General features: G+C 71.4%; 19 protein-coding genes, 1 tRNA gene and 1 pseudogene. 7 read left to right on the top strand and 14 right to left on the bottom strand.

Annotated elements, in window-relative coordinates; translation table 11 throughout:
- Positions 1 to 97 precede the first annotated feature (97 nt).
- The gene (locus H9640_RS08815; protein WP_191790356.1) at positions 98 to 487 is read right to left on the bottom strand and encodes a hypothetical protein; all 390 of its coding nucleotides are present in this window, start codon (positions 485 to 487) and stop codon (positions 98 to 100) included.
- Positions 488 to 1,309: 822 nt separating this feature from the next.
- Here H9640_RS08815 and H9640_RS08810 point away from each other — a divergent pair.
- Positions 1,310 to 2,011: pseudogene (locus tag H9640_RS08810) on the top strand (aldo/keto reductase); the annotation flags it as partial.
- Positions 2,012 to 2,039: 28 nt separating this feature from the next.
- Positions 2,040 to 2,420, top strand: a complete 381-nt coding sequence (locus H9640_RS08805; RefSeq protein ID WP_191790355.1) for a DUF2255 family protein — start codon at positions 2,040 to 2,042, stop codon at positions 2,418 to 2,420.
- Between the two features lie 449 nt (positions 2,421 to 2,869).
- On the opposite strand, the gene H9640_RS08800 is transcribed toward H9640_RS08805, so the two are convergent.
- The 13 genes from H9640_RS08800 to H9640_RS08740 all read right to left on the bottom strand — a co-directional run bounded on the left by H9640_RS08800 (position 2,870) and on the right by H9640_RS08740 (position 15,522).
- Positions 2,870 to 3,583 carry a zeta toxin family protein gene (locus tag H9640_RS08800; protein WP_191790354.1) on the bottom strand — a complete coding sequence of 238 codons (714 nt, stop codon included), beginning with the start codon at positions 3,581 to 3,583 and terminating at the stop codon, positions 2,870 to 2,872.
- A gap of 248 nt (positions 3,584 to 3,831) precedes the next feature.
- A complete protein-coding gene (locus H9640_RS08795; RefSeq protein ID WP_191790353.1) occupies positions 3,832 to 5,055 on the bottom strand; it encodes a tyrosine-type recombinase/integrase in 1,224 nt (407 codons plus the stop codon).
- Between the two features lie 507 nt (positions 5,056 to 5,562).
- A tRNA-Pro gene (locus H9640_RS08790) sits at positions 5,563 to 5,639 on the bottom strand.
- Positions 5,640 to 5,973: 334 nt separating this feature from the next.
- Positions 5,974 to 7,560 (bottom strand): ribosome biogenesis GTPase Der, encoded by a 1,587-nt coding sequence (gene der, locus H9640_RS08785; RefSeq protein WP_191790352.1) that lies wholly within the window; start codon positions 7,558 to 7,560, stop codon positions 5,974 to 5,976.
- Between the two features lie 73 nt (positions 7,561 to 7,633).
- Positions 7,634 to 8,335: a lysophospholipid acyltransferase family protein gene (locus H9640_RS08780; protein ID WP_191790351.1), complete on the bottom strand. Its 702-nt coding sequence runs from the start codon at positions 8,333 to 8,335 to the stop codon at positions 7,634 to 7,636.
- Complete coding sequence (locus H9640_RS08775) at positions 8,332 to 9,150, bottom strand: (d)CMP kinase (RefSeq protein ID WP_191790350.1); 819 nt, start codon at positions 9,148 to 9,150, stop codon at positions 8,332 to 8,334. Before H9640_RS08775 ends, H9640_RS08780 begins: the two co-directional genes overlap by 4 nt.
- On the bottom strand, positions 9,147 to 9,509 hold the full coding sequence (gene aroH, locus H9640_RS08770; RefSeq protein WP_191790349.1) for a chorismate mutase: 363 nt from the start codon (positions 9,507 to 9,509) through the stop codon (positions 9,147 to 9,149). Before aroH ends, H9640_RS08775 begins: the two co-directional genes overlap by 4 nt.
- A gap of 87 nt (positions 9,510 to 9,596) precedes the next feature.
- Positions 9,597 to 10,559 carry a pseudouridine synthase gene (locus H9640_RS08765; protein ID WP_138824506.1) on the bottom strand — a complete coding sequence of 321 codons (963 nt, stop codon included), beginning with the start codon at positions 10,557 to 10,559 and terminating at the stop codon, positions 9,597 to 9,599.
- Positions 10,556 to 11,293, bottom strand: a complete 738-nt coding sequence (gene scpB, locus H9640_RS08760; RefSeq protein ID WP_191790348.1) for an SMC-Scp complex subunit ScpB — start codon at positions 11,291 to 11,293, stop codon at positions 10,556 to 10,558. The genes H9640_RS08765 and scpB overlap by 4 nt, the downstream gene beginning before the upstream one ends.
- A gap of 11 nt (positions 11,294 to 11,304) precedes the next feature.
- Positions 11,305 to 12,273: a segregation and condensation protein A gene (locus H9640_RS08755; protein ID WP_318243724.1), complete on the bottom strand. Its 969-nt coding sequence runs from the start codon at positions 12,271 to 12,273 to the stop codon at positions 11,305 to 11,307.
- A gap of 136 nt (positions 12,274 to 12,409) precedes the next feature.
- On the bottom strand, positions 12,410 to 13,225 hold the full coding sequence (locus H9640_RS08750; protein WP_307824295.1) for a ParA family protein: 816 nt from the start codon (positions 13,223 to 13,225) through the stop codon (positions 12,410 to 12,412).
- Positions 13,226 to 13,446: 221 nt separating this feature from the next.
- A complete protein-coding gene (gene xerD / locus H9640_RS08745; RefSeq protein ID WP_191790347.1) occupies positions 13,447 to 14,472 on the bottom strand; it encodes a site-specific tyrosine recombinase XerD in 1,026 nt (341 codons plus the stop codon).
- A gap of 51 nt (positions 14,473 to 14,523) precedes the next feature.
- On the bottom strand, positions 14,524 to 15,522 hold the full coding sequence (locus tag H9640_RS08740) for a heme o synthase (protein WP_307824085.1): 999 nt from the start codon (positions 15,520 to 15,522) through the stop codon (positions 14,524 to 14,526).
- A 414-nt stretch (positions 15,523 to 15,936) separates the two neighbouring features.
- On the opposite strand from H9640_RS08740, the gene tkt reads away from it, so the two are divergent.
- The 5 genes from tkt (at position 15,937) to pgl (ending at position 22,789) form a co-directional block, all read left to right on the top strand.
- Complete coding sequence (gene tkt / locus H9640_RS08735; protein ID WP_191790346.1) at positions 15,937 to 18,099, top strand: transketolase; 2,163 nt, start codon at positions 15,937 to 15,939, stop codon at positions 18,097 to 18,099.
- Between the two features lie 90 nt (positions 18,100 to 18,189).
- Complete coding sequence (tal, locus tag H9640_RS08730) at positions 18,190 to 19,329, top strand: transaldolase (RefSeq protein ID WP_307824084.1); 1,140 nt, start codon at positions 18,190 to 18,192, stop codon at positions 19,327 to 19,329.
- Between the two features lie 148 nt (positions 19,330 to 19,477).
- On the top strand, positions 19,478 to 21,019 hold the full coding sequence (zwf, locus tag H9640_RS08725; protein ID WP_191790345.1) for a glucose-6-phosphate dehydrogenase: 1,542 nt from the start codon (positions 19,478 to 19,480) through the stop codon (positions 21,017 to 21,019).
- Between the two features lie 67 nt (positions 21,020 to 21,086).
- Complete coding sequence (gene opcA / locus H9640_RS08720; RefSeq protein WP_191790344.1) at positions 21,087 to 22,004, top strand: glucose-6-phosphate dehydrogenase assembly protein OpcA; 918 nt, start codon at positions 21,087 to 21,089, stop codon at positions 22,002 to 22,004.
- On the top strand, positions 22,001 to 22,789 hold the full coding sequence (gene pgl / locus H9640_RS08715; protein ID WP_191790343.1) for a 6-phosphogluconolactonase: 789 nt from the start codon (positions 22,001 to 22,003) through the stop codon (positions 22,787 to 22,789). The genes opcA and pgl overlap by 4 nt, the downstream gene beginning before the upstream one ends.
- Positions 22,790 to 22,802 lie beyond the last annotated feature (13 nt).

Below are 22,802 nucleotides of genomic sequence, written 5' to 3'. Positions count from 1 at the left end.
CTCGTGTGAGAACTCGCCGGGCGACGGGCAACCACCGATCCGGGGTTGCGGATGCGTCGAGGCCCGCCAAGAACGCGGACCGAGGCCTGCCAGGAACTCAGGCTGTAGGGAGCGGTGCGGACGCCTCACACGACAGCAACAGCTCCGGGCTGCTGCGACGAGCGAGGGCGCGCCACTTCCGAACGAGGGGGTAGAACCTGAGCGCGCCGCGAGGAGTCGTTCGCGTCGCGTGCCCCACGGTCCTACGCAGCTGAAAGACGAGGATGAGCGTCCCGGACCAACTCACCTTGTCGCTCGCCAGCACCTCGGCCGCCGCGAGCAGGCACGGGGCGTGCGGGTCGTGGCCGAGCATGTGGTTGACCGGAGCCGCGTCGTGATGTTCGTGCTGGTCGTGGTGTCCGGCACCGTTCCGGAGCAGGCCGCCGACGCCTCTCTGCGTGGCACCGGTCGTGACCTCGTACCCGAGTGCGCCGATCTGATCGGCCACGAATCTGGCCTCTCGCGGTGCATCCGCACCTTTGCCAGAACGATCGAGATGTCCCCCTGCGTAACCATCAGCATCTCCTTTGCCGTGGGCTGTGTTATACACGGTTGCAGACTCTTCCTGGACTGGCCACTTCTGGAACGCGAGGAAAGGCTTCAAGGTGGAGGTCAAAAGACCGCTCCGATCGCGGCGAGGACTCCTGCGTCGTCGACGAGGTCTCTCGTGGCGCGCGGCCAGCCGTGTTGGCGTTGCCGGTGGAGAACCGGAAACACAAGGGTTCACCAGCCCAGCCATGCCCCCTTGGAACCCACCTGTCTCCGACGCGCCGACGCGGACTCAAGCACGCTCAATCGCGAGCATCTGACCCAAAACGTCCGCATGTGGCCGGTGTTGTGCGGGGCAGGGGGCTTGTTTTGGATAAAGCGGACAACCCTCGTTTCCCTCGCTAGTCCTTCTGCGACTGCGAACCGATGGATTAGCCGACATTAGGTGCATTACTTGGCGTGCGACTAGTGCGAGTTGCGGACGCAAGAGCTCGCTCCTCGCGGGCAGAGTCCGCGTCTGTGTAGATCACCGCTCCCGTCGATCTGTCGCTGCCGTCTTTAGGATCTTCCGGCTCGTGCCGTTTTGCCGCATTTCACCGTAGGTTTCGTGCATCTGATGCACGTTTCCGCGGGGAGGACAGCGCTCAGATACCCGGGAGAGCTGGGCGTCTGAGCACACCTTCATCACGTCCTGGACTGGTCGTTCACGCACCAGGGCCGTCCTTGGGCAGGTGCCCGGCTACGGTCTGGGTGTCGGACCGGGCGTCCTGCAGCAGGTGGGCGCAGTGCAAACAGCAGCCCGGAGAACATCCGCATCGCCGTCGAAGGCTCCCTCCAGCGTCTTGGCACCGACCACATCGACCTGTACTACCAGCACCGCGTCGACCGCAGCACCCCGATCGAAGAGACCGCAGGCGCCGTCGCCGAGCTGATCGCCGAAGGTAAGGTCCTGCACTTCGGGCTCTCGGAGGCTTCACCTGAAACCATCCGCCGCGCCCACGCCATTCAGCCCGTCACTGCACTGCAGACCGAGTACTCTCTGTGGACCCGTGACGTGGAGGCCGAGATCCTCCCTCTCTTGCGCGAGCTCAGCATCGGCCTGGTGCCCTACTCCCCGCTCGGCCACGGCCTGCTCACCGGCCAGATCCGCGCTGTCGACGACTTCGCCGATGACGACTGGCGCAAGACCAACCCGCGATTCACCGGGGAGAACTTCCGCCGCAACCTCGCTCTCGTCGATGAGGTGAAGGCCATCGGTGCTGAGATCGACGCGACGCCCGCGCAGACCGCACTGGCATGGCTGCTCACCCGCGGCGAGGACATCGCCCCCATCCCGGGAACTCGCCGCGTGAACCGCGTCGAGGAGAACACCGCTGCCGACAGCATCGAACTCACCACCGACCAGATCCACCGCCTCGACACCCTGCAGCCCGCCGCTGGCGCACGACACGACGACGCCAACATGGCCTCGATCGACCTCTGACCACCGCACCACCCGAGAGAAGGAAACAATGACCGCCTGGACCGCAGATCAACTCCGCACGATCGTCGAACACGAAGACCTCTTCGTCTCCCCGTTCCGCGAAGACGGGGTCGCCTACGGCACCCCCACCCAGACCTGGGCCCTGGTCGTGGACGGCAAGGTCTACGTCCGCGCAGCCAACGGCAAAGACTCACGCTGGTACCAGGCCGCGATCACTCAGAAGGCCGGGCGCGTGCGCGTGGACGGCGTCGACTACGAGGTCACCTTCGAAGACGCCGGCAGCGACGACGAGGCCGCGATCGACGCTGCCTACGAGGCTAAGTACGGCAGCGCCGAAGAGAGCTTCGCCGTGCCGATCATGCAGGGCGAAGGCCCCAAGGGTGCTTCAGTCCGCGTCTCGCCCCGCTGACCAGCCCGCAGCACCACCACAGCACTGGCGCTGGGACCACGACACGGAGGCTGTCGGTCTCAGCAGCCGGGGCAGCGCTCGGCGCATCCGAGCACCGTGGGCCGTTCCGAAGCGCGAGGAATACTGAAGGTCTCGAATATGGGATCCCGCCAGGTGCACGCCCCGACGTCCCGCTCGAGGAAGCCCAGCCACCAGCGCGGCCGCTGGTCGACGACGCCTGAGACCGCTCGGGTGTTCAAGGTCCGCAATTTGCTAAGTCAGGTGTTCAAGGTAGGCAACGAACCAAGTCAGGTGTTGGAAGTCTGACCTGAACCAAGTCCGGGGTGTTGGGTCACCTACAAAATCGTTCGCGCTACGCTCGCCCACGACGACGCCCCGGCGGCTCCCCCTGCCTGCTGGAGCGTCGTCGTCCCCCGGCCCGGGCGCGCAGCGCCGCGGGGATCGCTCGTCTACTCGCGTTCGGTCTGCGGGCCCCGCGCGCCGCCTCGGCGTGGGGTCGGTCGGGTGCTGGTGCCGAAGCTCGTGGCGCTGCGGGTGCGCGCGGTGATGAGGCTGTGGTCGACGAGGTCTCCCCCGCGTTGGAAGCGTCCCTTGTCGGTCTCCATGCGCATGGGCGTGTTCTCGGCCTCGGTCCAGAAGCGGCGGTAGCGGACCACGGCCGGGCACGAGGCGGCAAGGGCGGCCGCGGACTCATGGGAGCGGGAGCGCCCGTCAGGGCCGTTGAAGACGTCACGGGCGTAGAGGCTGGGGACCCAACGTCCGCCGAGCCCTTCGCCGGTCACGACGGCGCCCTCGTAGGACTGGCGCCAGCGCTGGGCGATGCGGGCCTGGGAGAGCTCGTAGGGCACCTCGACGTCCACGACCTCGACCTCGTACCCCGCGGCCGCCAACTTCTCACCGACCTCGACCGCGGCGGCCGGCTTGGACAGCACGGAGTCGATCACGACGTTGGTCCCCTCTCGCAGGGCCTCGTCGCGCAGCACGCGCGCCAGGTGCGAGGACTCCTCGTGCACGAGGGCAGCGAGGTCGAGGGGGAAGAACGGCTCGCCGGCTTCCTCGCGCTCACGCACGCCGTCGGGCTTGAGGAAGTTCTCATAGCTGCCGTCGGCCAGGGCCTCGCGCAGCGGCTTCGGGCGAGCCAGCTCGACCCAACCCAAGCGCACACGGCGCTGCTGACGATCGCTCGTCTACCCGCGTTCGGTCTGGGGCCTCGCGCGGCACCTCGGTGCGGTACCCGACGGGTGCTGGCGCTGAAACTCGAGACGCTGCGGGTGGGGGCGGCGATGAGGCAGTGGTCAGCGAGGTCTCCCCCGCGCAGGAAGCGTCCCTTGTCGGCCACGCGCATGGGCACGTTTCTCGGCCTCGGTACAGAAGTGGCAGTAGCGAACCACGGCCGGGCACGAGGCGGCGGTCAGGCATTATCTTTCGGTGGATCAGCCTGTTCGACGATGTCCTGCAGTACGCCGAGAACGTCCGGGGCGGTGTGCACGCCTTCGATGTAGTAGTTCGCTGTAACAGCTTCGGTGTTCCCCAGGACAGCGGCGGCGGTGGCGACCTCGTACCCACCCGCCCGGAGGGCGGTGGCGACGGTGGCTCGCAACGTGTGCGGGTGCAGCGACCTCGGGTCGATCCCAGCTGCTTCGAGCGCTTGCTTCAGGGAGCGTCGTGCGTTCTGAGTCTGCCAGTGGGTACCGACTCTGGTCCTGAACACTGGGTCATCCGGGTCGGCGTTGTCGGGCCGCAGAAGCCGTAGCGATTCGACGGTGAACGGCGGAACGGTGATGCTGCGCATTCCGCGCTCGGACTTCGTGACCTCCTGGCGAACCGACTGGTAGCCAACCTGCACCATGGTCGCCACCACCGTCACTGTCGACCGCTCCCCCGGCCCTGTCGCAAGGTGCACGTTCCCCCACCGCAATGCGAGTGCCTCCCCGATTCGCATCCCGGATCCAAGGAGCAGATCGACCAGCACGGCCAGATTGAGGGACGGGGCGGGCCCGAGACGCCTCGCCGAGTCAGCACGCCATCGGCGCGCGGCGTCCCGCAGAGCGTGGATCTCGTCCGTGGACAACGCCCGGGGCTGGCTCCTTCTCTTGGGTGGGACAGTGGTTCGCTCGGCAACGTTCACACCCTCGATCGCACCCATGCGGATCGCGTAGTCCAGGATCCGCTTGACGAGGGACCTGCACTTGCGGCGCTTGTCATTCAGGGAATGTTCCGCACCGTCGGCACCACGGATGGACGCCAACCACTGTTCCAGCAGCGGAGTGGTCAGGTCACGCAACCTGAGTTGCCCGATGACGGGTACCACGTCGACACGCAGCAGCCGTAGGTCCTGCTCCACTGTCTGAACCCGCACCCGTCCACCAGGGGCGTGAGCCTCCTCCATGCGCAAGGTGACCCACAGGCGGGCCACCGTCTCGAACAATGTGTTCGCAGTCAGGTCTGTGACGCTGTCCGCGCGTCCGCTGTTGGAGTAGAACTTCCTCGCCCACGCAGTGATCGCGGCGGCGGGCGAGTCTTCGGTGACCTGGATGCGATGCTCTCTCCCGTCGCTATCGCTTCCACGGGCATCGACCCTCCAGCGCCCGGTCGCGGTCTTCTTCGGGACCAGGGCACCGTGCGTGCCGGGCAAACGCTGAGGTCTTCCACCATTACGCATCATGACGACCGCCGGGTCAGGTCCAGCGGTCGATCGCCGCCAGACATCGAAACGAATGTGGGCTCCATCGTGACCAAGTAGGCCCCGTCTGGCCATCGTCCTGCCGGTACCGCAACCTGCTACCGCCACGTAGATCACACGGACTGGCGCTGGATGCGTGGAAGGGGTGGCTGACATGGCGGGACGAGCCATGGTGGGTGGCGAGATCGCTCACGGTGAACAAACGGTGGTTGCGGGTCATGCCGTCTCTATGCGGCGGCCCAATGGCTCCCCTCACGGCGTGTTGCCACAGGCGAGCGCGGGGACCGTCGGCCTCGCACTGGATGCCGCACCGCTGCCGAGAGCCGCAGAGTCCAGGTTTGTGGAGACGTCGCCGACGCCCTTGCACTGCCGTGACGTGACGCCACGTGCCACTTGTGGAGGCTTCCAACGACGAAGCCCAGGTCGGGAAGATGAAAAACACCTCCTGACCTGGGCTTTTGGTCGGGCTGACAGGATTTGAACCTGCGACCCCTTGACCCCCAGTCAAGTGCGCTACCAAGCTGCGCCACAGCCCGTGAGCCCCGGAGGGCTTCACCAGCCCTTCAGGGCCGAGAGAAACAATACCCCACTTTGGGCGTGCTCCGTGCATCCTCGCTGGTGAGTGGCACGGGTCACGCACGTCCGGGGAGCTCCCGGCCGCGTCACAGGCCCCGTCGAGGCCGCGCCCAGCGCGCCACCAGCGCTCGACCAGGGCACCGTCAGATCCCACCCAGTCCCAGCACGCCCCCAGCGCTTCCCAGAAACGCCCAGGAGGGCCGCGCGAGCCTTCCGGCACGCACGGCCCTCCCGTGGGTCTCTCGACGCCTCACACGGCCCGCTGGAGCCCCACGGGCCCCGGCTGGAGGTGCGTCAGCGCTTGCGCTTCTCGCGCACGCGCACCGAGATCTCGATGGGCGTGCCCTCGAACCCGAAGGTCTCGCGCAGGCGACGCTCGATGAAGCGGCGGTAGCCGGCCTCGAGGAAGCCGGTCGCGAAGATCACGAAGCGCGGCGGGCGCGTGGACGCCTGGGTCGCGAACAGGATGCGGGGCTGCTTGCCGCCGCGCAGCGGGTGGGGGTGGGCCGCGACGAGCTCGCCCAGGAACGCGTTGAGGCGCCCGGTGGGGATGCGCTTGTCCCACGACTCGAGCGAGCGCTCGAGCGCGGGCACGAGGCGGTCGGTGTGCCAACCGGTGCGGGCTGAGACGTTGACGCGCGGCGCCCACTGGATCTGCACGAGGTCCTTCTCGATCTCGCGCTCCAGGAAGGGGCGACGGTCCTCGTCCATGAGGTCCCACTTGTTGTAGGCGATGACGAGGGCGCGCCCGGCGTCGACGACCTGGGAGATGACGCGCGTGTCCTGCTCGGTGAGCGGCACGGACGCGTCGACGAGCACGACGGCGACCTCGGCCTTCTCGATCGCGGCCTGGGTGCGCAGCGAGGCGTAGAAGTCGGCGCCCTTGGTCTGGTGCACGCGGCGGCGGATGCCGGCGGTGTCGACGAACCACCACGGGATGCCCTTGAGGAGCACGAGCTCGTCGACGGGGTCGCGCGTGGTGCCGGCGACGGAGTCGACGACGACGCGGTCGGCGCCCGCGACCTTGTTCAGGAGCGAGGACTTGCCGACGTTGGGGCGGCCGACGAGCGCGACGCGGCGGGGGCCGGACGGCAGGACGACGGCGTGCTCGGAGACGAGGGGCAGCGCCTCCATGGCGGCGTCGAGCAGGTCACCGGTGCCGCGCCCGTGCAGGGCGGAGACGGGGTGCGGCTCGCCGAGGCCCAGGCTCCAGAGCTCGGTCGCGTCGGCCTCGCCGCGTGCGCCGTCGACCTTGTTGGCGCACAGCACGACGGGCTTGCCGGACTTGCGGAGCAGCTTCACGACGCGCTCGTCCGTGGCCGTGGGGCCCACGGTCGCGTCGACGACGAACACGACGGCGTCGGAGAGCGCGATCGCGACCTCGGCCTGCTCGGCGACGCGCGCCTCGATGCCGGCGACGTCGACCTCCCAGCCGCCCGTGTCGACGAGCGTGAACTGGCGTCCGGCCCACTCGGCCGGGTAGGAGACGCGGTCGCGCGTGACGCCGGGCTTGTCCTCGGTCACGGCCTCGCGGCGGCCGAGGATGCGGTTGACGAGCGTCGACTTGCCCACGTTGGGGCGGCCGACGATCGCGAGGACCGGCAGCGGCGCGGCAGGGACGTCGTCGGCAGAGTCGTAGTCGTCGCCGGACAGGAGCGCCATGTCCTCGTCGGCGAGCTCGTAGTCCTCGAGGCCGGCGCGCAGGGCGCGCTCGCGGGTCTCGTCGTCCTGCTCGTCCCCCTCGGCGGCGAGCAGTGGTTCGGTGGTGTCCTCGGGCTGCCCGACGACGTCGCTCGCCTGGTCGATCGTCTCACCGGGGGTCTGCGACACCTCGTCGAGGGATGCCTGGGCATCGGGCTGTGCGTGGTCGGGTGTGGTCATGGCGACCATTCTCCCAGCAACCGGGCAGTTCTCCGAACGAGGACCGCGCGCGACACGCCCGGAGTGCACGACGTCACTGCGCGGGGCGTCCTCCGGGGTGGAGGCGGTCGGGTCCGTCGACCGGCAGCGCGATGCCCGAGCGGTCCACGGCGCCGGTCACGAGCGTCGCGAGCGCGGCCCGGATCTGCTCGTTCGCGGCGTCGAGGGCGGCCTTGCCGCGCACGCCGTCGGCCTTGTCGACGACCACGGGCGCGCCGAACTCGACGTACAGGTGGCGACGGAGACCGGGGATGCGGTTGACGCCGTCACCGGTGCGACGCGTGCCGAGCACGGCGACGGGGACCACGGGCGCGTGGCCGTTGAGCGCGAGCCAGGCCACGCCGGCGCGCGCGGACGTGGCGTCGCCGCGCCCGCGGTTGCCCTCGGGGAACACGCCCACTCCCCCGTCGCGCCGCAGGACCGCGAGCGCCGTCACGAGGGCCGATCGTCCGCCGCGGCGGTCGACGGGGATCTGCCCGGCCGCGCGCAGGATCCACCCGATCGGGCCGACGAACATCTCCTCCTTGACGAGGACGTGCAGGGGCCGGGGTGCGACGCCCAGCACGAGGGGTCCGTCGACGAGGCCCGTGTGGTTGGCGGCCAGCAGGACGGGGCCGGTGGCGGGGACGCGGTCGGCCCCGACCACACGGGTGTCCCAGATCACACGTGCGAGGAAGCGCCCCACCCACCGGGACCAGGCGGGCCCGGTGGGAGAGGGGACGTGCGGGGTGCTCACCGAGCGGTCCCCTCGCCCCCTGCGGCGGTGGTGGCCGTGGCGTGCTCGACGACGTCGGGCACGGCCTGGACGGTCTGCTCGAAGTCGAGGTCGGACGAGTCGACCGTCACGACGCCGTCGGCCGCGACGTGGAACTGCGAGACGGTCGAGTCGTCGCGGTCGCGGCGCAGCACCTGGTCCTTGGTGGCCTCGACGGCAGCCGCGTCGGCCGCGCCGTGGACCTCGAGCGAGCGACGGGCCAGACGCGCCTCCTCGCTCGCGGTGAGCAGGATGCGCACGTCGGCGTCGGGGGCGACGACGGTCGTGATGTCGCGCCCCTCGGCGACGATGCCGCGCCCGCCGGAGAAGCTCGTGCCGGCGCTCTCCGAGGACGCCGCGGACGCCGCAGACGTCGAGGACGCCGCGGAAGCCGACGCCGACGACTCTGCCGCGATGATGACGCGCTGCAGGCGCCGCAGCTCGGCGCGGACCGCGAGGTTCGTGGCCACCGCGCTCACGGCCGTGGAGATCTCGGTGGTCCGGCTCGCCTCGCCGCCGTCGGTGCCGTCGCCGTGCACGGTCGGCGCGGCCGGGTCGATGCCCATGACGAGCGGCATGACGTCGACGGCCGCGGCGACCGCGGCCTGGTCGGCGAGGTCGACGCCCTCCTCGAGGCACCACCAGGTCGCGGCGCGGTACATCGCGCCCGTGTCCAGGTAGGCGGTGCCGAGGCGCTGCGCGACGGCCCGCGACACGCTCGACTTGCCGGACCCGGAGGGCCCGTCGATCGCGACGACCAGCCCGCGCCCCTCGGCACGGGTACCGTCCGCGCTCACTGAGCCAGGTCCTTGCGCAGCGACGTCGCCCCGTGCAGGTACACGTGCTGGACGTCGGCCCGCGGCACGTCGACCTCGGCGTGCGCCATGAGCCGCACCACGCGGGGCAGCGCCCCGGGCACGCCGATCTCGACCGCGCACATGAGGGGCACGTCGCCGAGCCCCATCTCGCGGGCGGCGGCGGCCGGGAAGTCCGCCACGAGGTCGGGCGTGCAGGTGAAGAAGATCGAGATGAGCGACGCGGTGTCGATCTCGTTGGCGTCGAGGACGGCCTGGACGAGCTCGCGCGTGCGGTCGAAGAGGTGCTCGCGCTCGTCGACGTCGAGCTGCGTGGCGCCCCGGATGGCCCGGACGGGCATGGGTACTCCTTCGTACGGGAGGGTCGGGTCGAGCGTAGCGCCGCCCCGGGAGCGCGTGAAGACGCGGCTCCCGGGGCGGGAGGGGTGCTAGAGCCCGACCTCGCTCATGAGGGTGCCGAGCTCGGTGCGGCCCAGGACGCGGGTAGCGCCGGGGCGCAGGTTGCCCAGGTGGATCGAGCCGATGCGGGTGCGCACGAGCCGGGTCACGGGGTGGCCGAGCTCCTCGAACATGCGGCGCACGATGCGGTGGCGGCCCTCGTGGAGCACGACCTCGACCATGCTGGCCTGCGGGGTCGTGTCGACCACGCGGTAGCGGTCGACCTTGGCCGGGCCGTCCTCGAGCTCGATGCCGTGGAGCAGCTTGTTCGCGACGTTGCCCGCAACGCGGCCCTCGACCGACACGAGGTAGGTCTTGGAGACCTCGTACTTGGGGTGCGAGAGACGGTTGGCGAGCTCGCCGTCGTTCGTCAGGAGCAGCAGGCCCTCGCTGTCGGCGTCGAGGCGCCCGACGTGGAAGAGGCGCTCGGGGCGCGTCGCGACGAACTGCGTGAGCGCGGGGCGGCCCTCGGGGTCGTGCATCGTGGAGACGACGCCGAGCGGCTTGTTGAGCGCGATCGTCACGAGCGACTGGTCGAGCTGGACGCGCATGCCGTCGACGTGGATCACGGCCTTCTCGGGGTCGACGCGGACGCCGAGCTCGCGCACCACGACGCCGTCGACCTCGACGCGGCCCGCGGCGATGAGGTCCTCGCACGCGCGGCGCGAGCCCAGGCCTGCGGTCGCGAGGACCTTCTGGAGACGCACGCCGTCGGCGACGTGGACGTCGCGCTGCGGTCCCTTGGGCGCGGCCGGACGGCGCGGCGGCTTGCTCTTGCCCGCCTGCGGGTCGCCGGCCCATCCACGGCCCGCTCCGGAGCGGGGGGCCGAGGAGCGCTGACCTGCCGGCCGGCCACCGCCTGCGTGACCACTGCCCGGTCGACCGGTGCCCGAGGAGTTCTCGGACCGCTGTCCTCGGGCGGCCGGTCGGCCACCCTCGCGTGCGCTGCTCATGATGTTCCTTCGTCGTTCGTGCTGGGTCGAGCGCCGTCGGGCAGGGCCGGCGTCCGCGGCTGTGCGCGGTCGCTCCCACCCCCGGACGCTCCGAGTGTGCTGTCGGCGGCGTCGACGATGGAGTCGACGTCCGGCAGGTGCGGCGCGAGGGCGGGGAGCTCGTCGAGCGACGAGAAGCCCATGCGCTCCATGAAGTATCCCGTGGTTCCGTACAGGACCGCACCCGTCGAGGGATCCTGGCCGACCTCCGCGACGAGCCCGCGGGTCGTCAGCGTCCGTACGACGCCGTCCACGTTCACGCCGCGCACGGCCGAGATCTGGCCGCGCGTGACCGGTTGACGGTACGCGACGACCGCGAGGGTCTCCAAAGCGGCCTGCGTCAGGCGCGCGCTCTGGCCCTCCAGGAGGAAGCGCCCGACGACGTCCGCGAACACCGGCGCCGAGTACACGCGCCACCCGCCGCCCGCCTGGCGCAGCTCGAAACCGCGGGGCCGTCCGCCCAGCTCGCCGCGGTACTCGGCCGACAGCTCGCCCAGCAGGTCCTCGACCTCGCGCTGGGGCAGACCGAGGGCGGTCGCGAGCTGGACCGCGGGGATGGGCTCGTCGGCGACCATGAGCACGGCTTCGAGGGCCGCGAGCGCCCCGCCCGGCAGGTGGTCGGCGCTGAACGCGGGCGCGTCGTCGGTCTCTGCGCCGCGCGCAGCGAGTGCGGCGTCCGCGGTGTCCTGGGTCATGCTCTCCTCGTTCATGGGTCCGTCCGTGTCGTGGGGTGCACGTCCGTGGCAGGGGGGACGTCGGTGTCGTCGGCGTCGAACTCCCCGCCCACGGCATCGAGCGAAGCGCCGTCCTCGTCGTCCGCACCGTCGCTGCCCGTCCACCGGACCGTGAGCTCGCCCAGCGCCTCGACCTGCTCGAACGCGACGAGCCCCTCGCGGAAGAGCTCGAGCAGCGCCAGGAAGCGCGCGACGACGACGAGCGTCTCGCCGGCGTCCGCGACGAGCACGCGGAACGATGCGGCCCCCTCCCGCCGCAGCAGCCCGACGACGAGGCTCGCCTGCTCGCGCACGCTCACCGCGGGCGCGTGCAGGTGGGTCAGGGACACCCCGGGCGGCGGCGGCTTGGGCTCCATGGCCTTCGCCGCGAGCGCCGCGAGCTGCTCGGGGCCGAGCTTCCACACGAGCTCGGGCAGCATGGCCGCGAGGTGCGGCTCGAGCTGCACGATGCGCGGGAAGCGGCGCCCCTCGGTCGCGAGCCGGTCCGCGATGACCGCGGAGACCTGCTTGTAGGCGCGGTACTGCAGGAGCCGCGCGAACAGGAGGTCGCGGGCCTCGAGCAGCTCGAGGTCCTCGGCGCTCTCGACGTCCCCGGTGGGCAGCAGGCGGGCGGCCTTGAGGTCGAGCAGGGTCGCGGCCACGAGCAGGAACTCGCTCGCGGTGCCGAGGTCCCAGCCAGGGTGCCCGCCGCGCCCCGGACGGGGGCGACGTGACCTGGCGACGGGAGCGCCGGCGTCGGGCACCGCTCCCCCGGGCGGGACCGGACCCGTCTCCGCGCGCGCGGCCTCCTCGGCCTCGCGCGCGAGGCGTTCGGCCGTGCGGATGTACGCGATGAACTCGTCGGTGACCTGCGCGAGAGCGATCTCGGTGATGTCGAGCTTGTGCTTCGCGATGAGCGAGAGCAGGAGGTCGAACGGGCCCGAGAAGTTCTCGAGGTGCACCTCGAAGGCCGGGTTGCCGTTCCGGTCGGTCGCCGGGGCCGGGAGTGGCGCCTCCGAAGCGTCCTGCGCGTCGGTCGACGGTGAGGCGGGCTGCTCGTCCTGCGGGTCGGCGGCCTGGGTGGCCGCCGGTGCGGTGTCAGGCAGCGTCGCCACGGGCGACCAGCTCGCGGGCGAGCTGACGGTAGGCCACCGCACCCGGGTGGGACGGCGCGTAGACCGTGATGGGCTCGGCCGCGACCGACGCGTCGGGGAACTTCACGGTCCGCCCGATCACGGTGTGCAGGAGCTTGTCACCGAAGGCCTCGTGCACGCGCGCCACGACCTCGCGCGAGTGCAGGGTGCGCGAGTCGAACATGGTCGCGAGGATCCCGTCGACCTCGAGGCGCGGGTTGAGGCGGTCGCGGACCTTCTCGATGGTCTCGACGAGCAGCGCGACGCCGCGCAGCGCGAAGAACTCGCACTCGAGCGGGATGAGCACCCCGTGCGCCGCGGTGAGCGCGTTGACCGTCAGCAGCCCCAGGGAGGGCTGGCAGTCGACGAGGATCACGTCGTACTCGTCCTGCACGGGGCGCAGGACCCTGGCCAGGACGGACTCGCGCGCGACCTCGCCCACGAGCTGGACCTCGGCCGCAGACAGGTCGATGTTCGCGGGGAGCACGTCGAGCCCCTCGACGGCCGTCGGCACGATGACCTCACGGATGTCCGCGCCACGCTCCATGAGCAGGTTGTAGACCGTGCGGTCGAGCTCGTGCGGGTTGACGCCGAGGCCCACCGACGCGGCGCCCTGCGGGTCGAAGTCCACGAGCAGGACCTTGCGCCCGTACTCGGCCAGCGTCGCGCCCAGGTTGATGGTCGTGGTCGTCTTGCCGACCCCGCCCTTCTGGTTGCACATCGCGATGATGCGTCCCGGCCCGTGCGTCGCGAGCCGCGCCGGCACGGGGAACTCGGGGATCTCGCGGCCGACCGGATCGACGCGGGGGGCGTTGTCGGGTGCGACGGACGCACCACCGTCGGCGGCGCCTGCGGCCGTGGCGACGCGTGCGTCGTACGGTCCGGCGGCGTCCTGGATCTCGCTCGGGGCCTGGCTGCTCACGTCCGCCACGGTACCCCAGGGGCTCGCGCACGACGCGTGCACGCGCCGGAGTGGCGCGAACCCGCGCGGCACGCCGAGGGTCAGCCCAGCGCCCGCGGGTGGGCCGACGCGTAGACCTCGCGCAGCGTCTCGCGCGTCACGAGCGTGTAGATCTGCGTCGTCGTGACCGACGCGTGCCCCAGGAGCTCCTGGACCACGCGCACGTCGGCGCCGCCCGCGAGCAGGTGCGTCGCGAACGAGTGGCGCAGCGTGTGCGGCGAGATCCGCTCGGGGTGCTCGAGCCCCGCGCGCTCGGCCGCGGTGCGCAGGACGGCCCACGCGCTCTGCCGGCTCAGGCGCGCGCCGCGCGTGTTGAGGAACACCGCGGGCGTCCCGCGTCCCGTCGCGGACAGTGCCGGGCGCCCCCGCACGAGGTACGCGTCGAGGGCTCGCACCGCGTACGACCCCACGGGCACGACGCGCTCCTTGGCCCCCTTGCCGAACAGCCGCACGGCCCCCGAGCCCAGGTCGAGGTCGTCGACGTCGAGGCTCACGGCCTCCGAGATGCGGGCACCCGTGGAGTACACGAGCTCGAGCAGCGCGCGGTCCCGCAGCGGTCCCGGCCCCTCCCCCGCGCCGGCGGCCTCGAGGATGGCCTCGACCTCCTCGGTCGAGATGGCCTTGGGCAGCCGCTTGCCCTGCGCGGGCGGGCGCACCTCGGCCGACGGGTCGGAGTCGGTGTGCCCCTCGAGCGCGCAGAACCGGTGCCAGCCGCGCACCGCGGCCACCGAGCGGGCCGTCGACGACGGCGAGAGGAGAGCGGCGCCGTCGGCTCCCGTGCGGACCGTGGTGACGTACTCCGCGACGTCGGCCGGCGTCACGTCGACGGGTTCCGTCCTGCCCCGGGCCGCGAGGTAGGCGGCGTACCGGGCGAGGTCGCGCCGGTAGGCCGCGACGGTGTTCTGGGACAGCCCGCGCTCGACCGTCAGGTGCGCGAGGTACTCGCGGACGGCCCGGTCGAGGGCCGCGGGCAGCGGTGGGGCTGCAGGGGTCTCCGGGGTCGCGGGCCCCTCAGGCACGTCCTGCCCGACGACGAGCGCAGGCTCCCCCGCAGCGGCGCGCGTCATCGCGCACCGGCTGCTGGGTGGTCGGTCATCCCGTGCGTCCCGGGTCGGCCGTCAGAAGGGGAGGAACACGTCGACCGCGACCGCGACGAACAGCAGGGTCAGGTACGTGATCGAGGCGTGGAACACCTTCATGGCCCCGAGCTTGCCCTTGGTCGGGTCGTTCGCCCGGCGCAGCATCATGACGCACAGCGCCAGGAACCAGGCGCCGAGACCGATCGCGACCACGCCGTAGACCCAGGTCATGGGCGCGAGCCACCACAGGGCGAGCGACGAGGCGATCATGGCGACCGTGTAGCCGATCATCTCGCGGGCGACTTTGCGGTTGTCGGCGACGACGGGAAGCATCGGGACGCCCGCGTTGGCGTAGTCCTTCTTGAACTTGATCGACAGCGGCCAGTAGTGCGGCGGCGTCCAGAAGAAGATCACGAGGAACAGCGCGACCGCGGACCAGCTGAGCGAGCCGGTGACCGCGGACCAGCCGATGAAGACCGGCATGCAGCCCGCGATGCCGCCCCACACGATGTTCTGCGGCGTGCGGCGCTTGAGGATCATGGTGTAGCCGACGACGTAGATCGCGATGGCCGCGAACGTGAGCCAGGCCGAGGGGGCGTTGACCAGCAGCGCGAACCACAGCAGCGCGATCACGCCGAGCGCCGTCGCGAACACCAGCGCAGCACGCGGCGAGATCTCGCCCGTGACGAGCGGGCGCCGCTTGGTGCGGTTCATGAGCTCGTCGATGTCGCGGTCGATGTAGCAGTTGAAGACGTTGGCCGACGCCGCGGCGAGCGTGCCGCCGACGAGCGTCTTGACGACCAGCCAGAAGTCCGGGAAACCGCCCTGGGCGAGGATCATGGTGGGCAGCGTCGTCACGAGCAGGAGCTCGATGATGCGCGGCTTCGTCAGGGCGATGTACGCACCGATCGTGCTGCGGATCCCCGCGACGGCGCTGCCGTCCGCGGCGACCCGTGACTGTCCGGCGACCTGCGCGGTCGCGGCAGGACGAGACGGAAGACCCGTCTCGTCGATCGGTGCCTGGCTCGTGGTGTGCACGCGCTTCGGGGTTCCGTTCTGGCGAGGAAAGCTGGGGGGCGTCGTCCGGCAGTCGGTGCGTGTCGGCTCCGACCCGCTGGACATCCGTCCTATGTTACGTCGGCCCCTCCGTCGCCGCCGCCTTCCGGCTCGTGCAAAAGTGTGAGATCCGACCGAAATCCACGTGGTGGGCGGGGCAGGGCGCCGTCCGGGGGTCCGCGTATAGGCTGGGTGGAGCAACCGACGGCCTGGTGCCCCGGTGGGCACCCCGAGGGCTCCGACCCGCGGCACCCACCGTCGCGACCGGCCGGTCGCCTGCTCGGCCCCCCGCTCCCCCTGTGAGCGACCGGGTGCGTGCGACGGAATAGTTCATCGGTTGATCTTTGTTGTTCCGACGATGATCCGGGGCCAGGCTCCGGACGGGAAAGAGGTCCGGTGAACGCGTTCGTTCCTGCCAACCAGCCCCTCGAGTGGTCCCCCCTGGACGACCAGGCTGTCAAGACCATCAAGGCCCTCGCGGCGGACGCCGTCGAGAAGGTCGGCAACGGCCACCCGGGGACCGCGATCTCCCTCGCCCCCGCCGCGTACCTGCTCTTCCAGAAGGTCATGCGCCACGACCCCGCCGACTCGCACTGGGTCGGCCGCGACCGCTTCGTGCTCTCCGCGGGCCACTCCTCGCTCACCATCTACCTCCAGCTCTTCCTCGCCGGCTACGGCCTGGAGATCGAGGACATCGAGGCGCTGCGCACGTGGGGCTCCAAGACCCCCGGCCACCCCGAGTACAAGCACACCAACGGCGTCGAGATCACCACGGGCCCCCTCGGCCAGGGCCTCGCGTCCTCGGTCGGCATGGCCATGGCGGCCCGCCGCGAGCGCGGCCTGCTCGACCCGTCGACGGCTCCCGGTGAGAGCCCGTTCGACCACCACGTGTACGTCATCGCCTCGGACGGCGACCTCCAGGAGGGTGTGACCTCCGAGGCCTCGTCGATCGCCGGCCACCAGCAGCTCGGCAACCTCATCGTGATCTGGGACGACAACAAGATCTCGATCGAGGACGACACCGACATCGCGTTCACCGAGGACGTCCTCGCGCGCTACGCGGCCTACGGCTGGCACACCCAGAAGGTCGACTGGACCCAGGGCGGCACGGGCTACGCCGAGAACGTCGACGAGCTCGCCGCGGCCGTGGCCGCCGCGCAGGCCGAGACCGGCAAGCCCTCGATCATCGCGCTGCGCACGATCATCGGCTGGCCCTCGCCCACCAAGCAGAACACCGGCGGGATCCACGGCTCGGCCATGGGCGCCGACGAGATCCGCGGCCTCAAGGTCGAGCTCGGCCTCGACCCCGAGAAGACGTTCGACGTGCCCGCCGAGGTCCTGGCCTACACGCGTGCCGTGGGCGAGCGCGGCGCCGAGCTGCGCGAGCGCTGGGACACCGCGTTCGAGGCCTGGAAGGTTGCCAACCCCGCAGGCCACGCGCTGCTGCAGCGCCTCGAGGCCCGCGAGTTGCCGGCCGGCTGGACCGAGTCCCTGCCGACGTTCGAGGCCGGCAAGGACGTCGCGACGCGCGCGGCCTCGGGCAAGGTCCTCACGGCCCTGGCCGACACGTTGCCCGAGCTCTGGGGCGGCTCGGCCGACCTCGCCGGCTCGAACAACACGACCATGGACGGCGAGCCCTCGTTCGTCCCCGCCGAGCACGCGACCAAGAAGTTCCCGGGTCACGAGTACGGCCGCACGCTGCACTTCGGTATCCGTGAGCACGCCATGGGCTCGATCCTCAACGGCATCGTCCTGCACGGCGGCACCCGCGCCTACGGTGGGACGTTCCTCACGTTCTCCGACTACATGCGCCCCGCGGTCCGCCTCGCGGCCCTCATGGAGATCCCGTCCACGTTCGTCTGGACGCACGACTCGATCGGCCTGGGCGAGGACGGTCCCACGCACCAGCCGATCGAGCACTTCGCCGCCCTGCGCGCCATCCCCGGCCTCGACGTCGTCCGCCCGGCCGACGCCAACGAGACCGCATGGGCCTGGCGCACGATCCTCGAGCACACCGACCGCCCGGCCGGCCTCATCCTGACCCGCCAGAACGTCCCGACGTTCCCCCGCGGCACGGACGGCTTCGCCGACGCCTCGGGCACCGCGAAGGGCGGCTACGTGCTGCTCGACACCGAGGGCACGCCCGACGTGATCCTCATCGGCACGGGCTCCGAGGTCCAGCTCGCGGTCGAGGCGCGCGAGCAGCTCGCGGCCGAGGGCATCGCGGCACGGGTCGTGTCGCTGCCGAGCCGCGAGTGGTTCGACGCGCAGGGCCCCGAGTACCGCGAGAGCGTGCTCCCGGCCGCCGTCAAGGCGCGCGTCTCGGTCGAGGCGGGCATCGCCCAGGGCTGGCGCGACCTGGTCGGCGACGCCGGCCGCTCCGTGAGCCTCGAGCACTACGGCGCGTCCGCGGACTACAAGATCCTCTACCGCGAGTTCGGGATCACGTCCGAGGCCGTCGCCGCCGCCGCGAAGGAGTCCATCGAGTCGGCTCGCACCGGCGCCGCTCCCGGCGGTGTGGCGATCCCCTCGGTCGGTGGCACTGGCGACCAGCTCTGACCATCCGTAGATTCCAGGAGGGGGCGGGTCTCGCCCGCCCCCTCCTGGGACGTCCGTGAGGACGGCCGCCAGACGACGAGAGGGAGAACCGTGACCGTGCACCACAGCGCAGCGCCAGCACCCGTCCGCGAGCTGTCGGAGGCAGGTGTCTCCATCTGGTTGGACGACCTCTCCCGAGAACGGCTGCGCAGCGGCGGACTCGCCGATCTCACCACCTCCCGTGCCGTCGTCGGCGTCACGACCAACCCCACGATCTTCGCGGGCGCGCTCGCGAAGGGCGACGCCTACGACGCGCAGCTCACCGAGCTCGCCACCGCCGGGACCGACCTCGAGGCCGCGGTCGAGCGGATCACGACCGACGACGTGCGCGCGGCAGCCGACGTCCTGCGCCCCGTGTACGACGCGACCGACGGCGTCGACGGCCGTGTGTCGATCGAGGTCGACCCGCGCCTGGCGCGCGACGCCGACGCGACCGTCGCGACCGCCGTCCGGCTGTGGCAGACGGTCGACCGCCCCAACGTCCTCATCAAGATCCCCGCGACCGTCGAGGGGCTCGACGCGATCGAGCGCACCCTCGCCCAGGGCATCAGCGTCAACGTGACCCTCATCTTCTCCCTGGACCGCTACCGCCAGGTCATGGACGCGTTCCTGTCCGGCCTCGAGCAGGCACGCGACGCCGGGCACGACGTGACGCGTATCGCGTCGGTCGCGTCGTTCTTCGTCTCGCGCGTCGACTCGGCCGTCGACTCCGCCCTGACCGCGATCGGGACCCCCGAGGCCCTCGACCTGCGCGGCCGCGCCGCGATCGCCAACGCGCGGCTCGCGTACGAGGCCTACGAGCAGGTCGTCCAGACCGACCGCTGGCGCACGCTCGAGGCCGCGGGCGCCCACCCGCAGCGCCCCCTGTGGGCGTCGACGGGCGTCAAGAACCCCGAGTACCGCGACACCATGTACGTCGACGAGCTCGTCGCCCCGGGCGTCGTGAACACCATGCCGCAGGCCACTCTCGACGCGTTCGCCGACCACGGCGTCGTGCTGGGGAACACGGTCGCGGGCACGTACACGGCCTCGCGCTCGGTCCTGTCCACCATCGAGTCCTTCGGGGTCTCGCTCGACGAGGTCACCCAGCACCTCGAGGTCGAGGGCGTCGAGAAGTTCGAGGCGAGCTGGTCCGACCTCCTCGCGACCGTCTCTGACGGCCTGGCCCGCGCGCGCGGCGACGCGTCGTGACCCACGCCTTCCACCGGGGGCCCACGGAGGTCGGCACGGTCGTGGACGACTCCCGGGCACGCGCCGACCACCGCCTAGGCTCTATCCCGGTCCGCAGGACGGACCTTTCGACCATTCCAGCCCACGCCGACGAGAACGGTGACATCAGTTGAGACCGGCAAAGATCAGCGCAGAGCACAACCCGCTGCGCGACCCGCGTGACCTTCGACTCCCCCGCATCGCCGGGCCCAGCGGCCTCGTGATCTTCGGCGTCACGGGCGACCTCGCCCGCAAGAAGCTCATGCCCGCCGTGTACGACCTCGCCAACCGCGGGCTCCTCCCGCCCGGCTTCGCGCTCACGGGCTTCGCCCGCCGCGACTGGGAGGACCAGGACTTCGCCAAGGTCGTGCGCGACGCCGTCGAGCAGTACGCGCGCACCCCGTTCCGCGAGGCGACCTGGAAGCAGCTCGCCGAGGGCATCCGGTTCGTCCAGGGCGAGTTCGACGACGAGCAGGCCTTCGAGCGCCTGCGCACCACGGTCGAGGAGCTCGACAAGGAGCGCGGCACGGGCGGCAACCACGCGTTCTACCTCTCGGTCCCCCCGAGCGCGTTCCCCCTGGTCTGCGAGCAGCTCTCGCGCTCGGGGCTCTCGCGCTCGGGCGAGGACGCGTGGCGCCGCGTGGTCATCGAGAAGCCGTTCGGCCACGACCTGGCCAGCGCACGTGAGCTCAACGACGTCGTCTCCAAGGTCTTCTCGCCGGACTCGGTCTTCCGCATCGACCACTACCTGGGCAAGGAGACCGTCCAGAACATGCTGGCGCTGCGGTTCGCCAACCAGCTCTACGAACCCATCTGGAACGCGAACTACGTCGACCACGTCCAGATCACCATGGCCGAGGACATCGGCATCGGCGGCCGCGCGGGGTACTACGACGGGATCGGTGCGGCGCGCGACGTCATCCAGAACCACCTCGTCCAGCTGCTCGCGCTCACCGCGATGGAGGAGCCCGTCTCGTTCGACGCCGAGTCGCTGCGCGCCGAGAAGCTCAAGGTGCTCTCGGCCGTGCGTCTCCCGCGAGACCTGGGACGCCACACCTCGCGCGGCCAGTACTCGGCCGGGTGGCAGGGCGGCGAGGAGGTCGTGGGGTACCTCGAGGAGGACGGCATCTCGCCCGAGTCCACGACCGAGACGTTCGCCGCGATCCGCGTCGACATCGACAACCGCCGCTGGGCAGGGGTTCCGTTCTACCTGCGCACGGGCAAGCGCCTGGGCCGACGCGTGACGGAGATCGCGGTCGTCTTCAAGTCGGCGCCGCACCTGCCGTTCGAGTCCTCCGCGACGTCCGAGCTCGGCAAGAACGCGCTCGTGATCCGCGTCCAGCCCGACGAGGGCGTGACGATCCGCTTCGGCGCCAAGGTCCCCGGTACCGCGATGGAGGTCCGCGACGTCACCATGGACTTCGGCTACGGGCACGCCTTCACCGAGTCCTCCCCGGAGGCCTACGAGCGCCTCATCCTCGACGTCCTCCTGGGCGACCCGCCGCTCTTCCCGAGCCACGAGGAGGTCGAGCTGTCCTGGAAGATCCTCGACCCGATCACGGCGTTCTGGGAGTCCAAGGGCGCTCCGGAGCCGTACCGCTCCGGCACGTGGGGCCCCGCCTCGGCCGACGACATGATGGCTCGCGACGGTCGAACGTGGCGGCGTCCGTGACCGCGACCGTACCGATCTCCCGCCTGCCCCGGATCCCCGGCCGGACCTCGAACTGGAGCCTCACCTCATGATCATCGATCTCCCCGAGACGACGACCAATGCGGTCAACAAGCGCCTCGTCAAGCTGCGCGACGAGGGCGGCGCCGTGGCGCTCGGCCGCGTCCTGACCCTCGTCGTGCTGGCCGAGGAGGCCGACGTCGAGGACGCGGTCGCCGCGGCCAACGGCGCCTCGCGCGAGCACCCCTGCCGCGTCGTGGTCGTCGCCCCGGCGAACAAGCGCACGTCCGCCCGGCTCGACGCCCAGATCCGCATCGGCGGCGACGCGGGGGCCAGCGAGGTCATCATCCTGCGCCCGTCGGGCCCGCTCGTCGCGCACAGCGACACCCTCGTGATGCCCCTCCTGCTGCCCGACGCCCCGATCGTGGCCTGGTGGCCCCGCGAGACGCCCGACAACCCCTCGGCGGACCCGGTCGGCCAGATGGCCCACCGCCGCATCACCGACGCGGTCAACGCGGGCAAGTCGCTCCAGACGCTCCAGCACCTGAGCAGGAGCCACCACCCGGGCGACACCGACCTCGCGTGGACCCGCGTGACCCTGTGGCGCGGTCTCATCGCGGCAGCGCTCGACCAGCCGCCCTACGAGTCCGTCACGGCCGTCGAGGTGGAGGGCGAGGAGCACCACCCCTCGGTCGACATCCTCGCGGCGTGGCTCGCCCAGCAGCTCAGGTGCCCGGTCAAGCTGGTCCGTCGTCGCGGCGTCGAGGGGATCACGAAGGTGACCCTCGAGCGCAAGGGCGGCGCGATCGTGCTGTCCCGGCCGGACGGCCGCATCGTGACGCTGACCCAGCCGGGCCAGCCCGACCGCCGCATCTCGCTGCCGCTGCGGCAGCTCGAGGAGTGCCTGACCGAGGAGCTGCGCCGGCTCGACCCCGACGAGGTCTACGGCGAGGTCCTCACCAAGGGTCTCGCGAGGATCGGCGAATGACGGCCGACACGGGGACCGACGCGCGCGCGCACGGGGCGCGCCTCGTCGTCGTGCACCCCGACGCGGGGGTCCTCGCCGAGGCCGTCGCCGCTCGGCTGCTGACCCGCATCCTCGACATCCAGTCCGTCCGTACGCCCGTCCACGTCGTCCTCACGGGCGGCACGGTCGGGATCCGGTCCCTCGCCGCCGTCGCCGCGCACCCCGTGCGCGACGCGGTCGACTGGACCGGAGTGCACTTCTGGTGGGGCGACGAGCGCTTCCTGCCCACGGGCGACCCCGAGCGCAACGAGACGCAGGCCCGCGAGGCCCTCCTCGACCACCTGCCGACCCTGCCCCCGCAGAACGTGCACGCCATGCCCGCGCCGGGCGACGCCGTCGGGACGCCGGAGGTATCGGCCGCGCTCTACGCGGACGAGCTCTCCCGCTTCACGCCCGACGGCGGTGCGCACCTCCCGTTCGACGTCCTCCTGCTGGGCATGGGCCCGGACGGGCACGTCGCCTCGCTCTTCCCCGAGAACGCGGCGCTCGACGCGGACGGTGCCACGACCGGGGTGCACGACTCCCCCAAGCCGCCGCCCGAGCGCGTGTCGCTGACGTTCTCCGCGATCCAGGCCGCGCAGGAGGTCTGGGTCGTGGCCGCGGGGGCGGAGAAGGCCCCCGCGGTCGCCTCCGCACTGGCGGGCGACCCCGTGACGACGACCCCGGCGGCCGGGGCGCTGGGCACCCAGCGCACGCTGTGGCTCGTCGACCTCGCGGCGAGCCAGCACCACGCGCTGAGGCACTGACAGCCGGCGGACC

Source organism: Oerskovia gallyi, assembly GCF_014836745.1.
GTDB classification, from domain to species: Bacteria; Actinomycetota; Actinomycetes; order Actinomycetales; family Cellulomonadaceae; genus Oerskovia; species Oerskovia paurometabola.
This window is presented reverse-complemented; position numbering and strand designations above follow the sequence as displayed.

What these genes read in the sequence shown, in the direction of transcription:
- xerD (WP_191790347.1), bottom strand. Translation starts at nt 14,472, where the DNA reads ATGACGCGCGCCGCTGCGGGGGAGCCTGCGCTCGTCGTCGGGCAGGAC.
- H9640_RS08765 (WP_138824506.1), bottom strand. Translation starts at nt 10,559, where the DNA reads ATGAGCAGCGCACGCGAGGGTGGCCGACCGGCCGCCCGAGGACAGCGG.
- pgl (WP_191790343.1), top strand. Translation starts at nt 22,001, where the DNA reads ATGACGGCCGACACGGGGACCGACGCGCGCGCGCACGGGGCGCGCCTC.
- opcA (WP_191790344.1), top strand. Translation starts at nt 21,087, where the DNA reads ATGATCATCGATCTCCCCGAGACGACGACCAATGCGGTCAACAAGCGC.
- der (WP_191790352.1), bottom strand. Translation starts at nt 7,560, where the DNA reads ATGACCACACCCGACCACGCACAGCCCGATGCCCAGGCATCCCTCGAC.
- scpB (WP_191790348.1), bottom strand. Translation starts at nt 11,293, where the DNA reads ATGACCCAGGACACCGCGGACGCCGCACTCGCTGCGCGCGGCGCAGAG.
- aroH (WP_191790349.1), bottom strand. Translation starts at nt 9,509, where the DNA reads ATGCCCGTCCGGGCCATCCGGGGCGCCACGCAGCTCGACGTCGACGAG.
- H9640_RS08805 (WP_191790355.1), top strand. Translation starts at nt 2,040, where the DNA reads ATGACCGCCTGGACCGCAGATCAACTCCGCACGATCGTCGAACACGAA.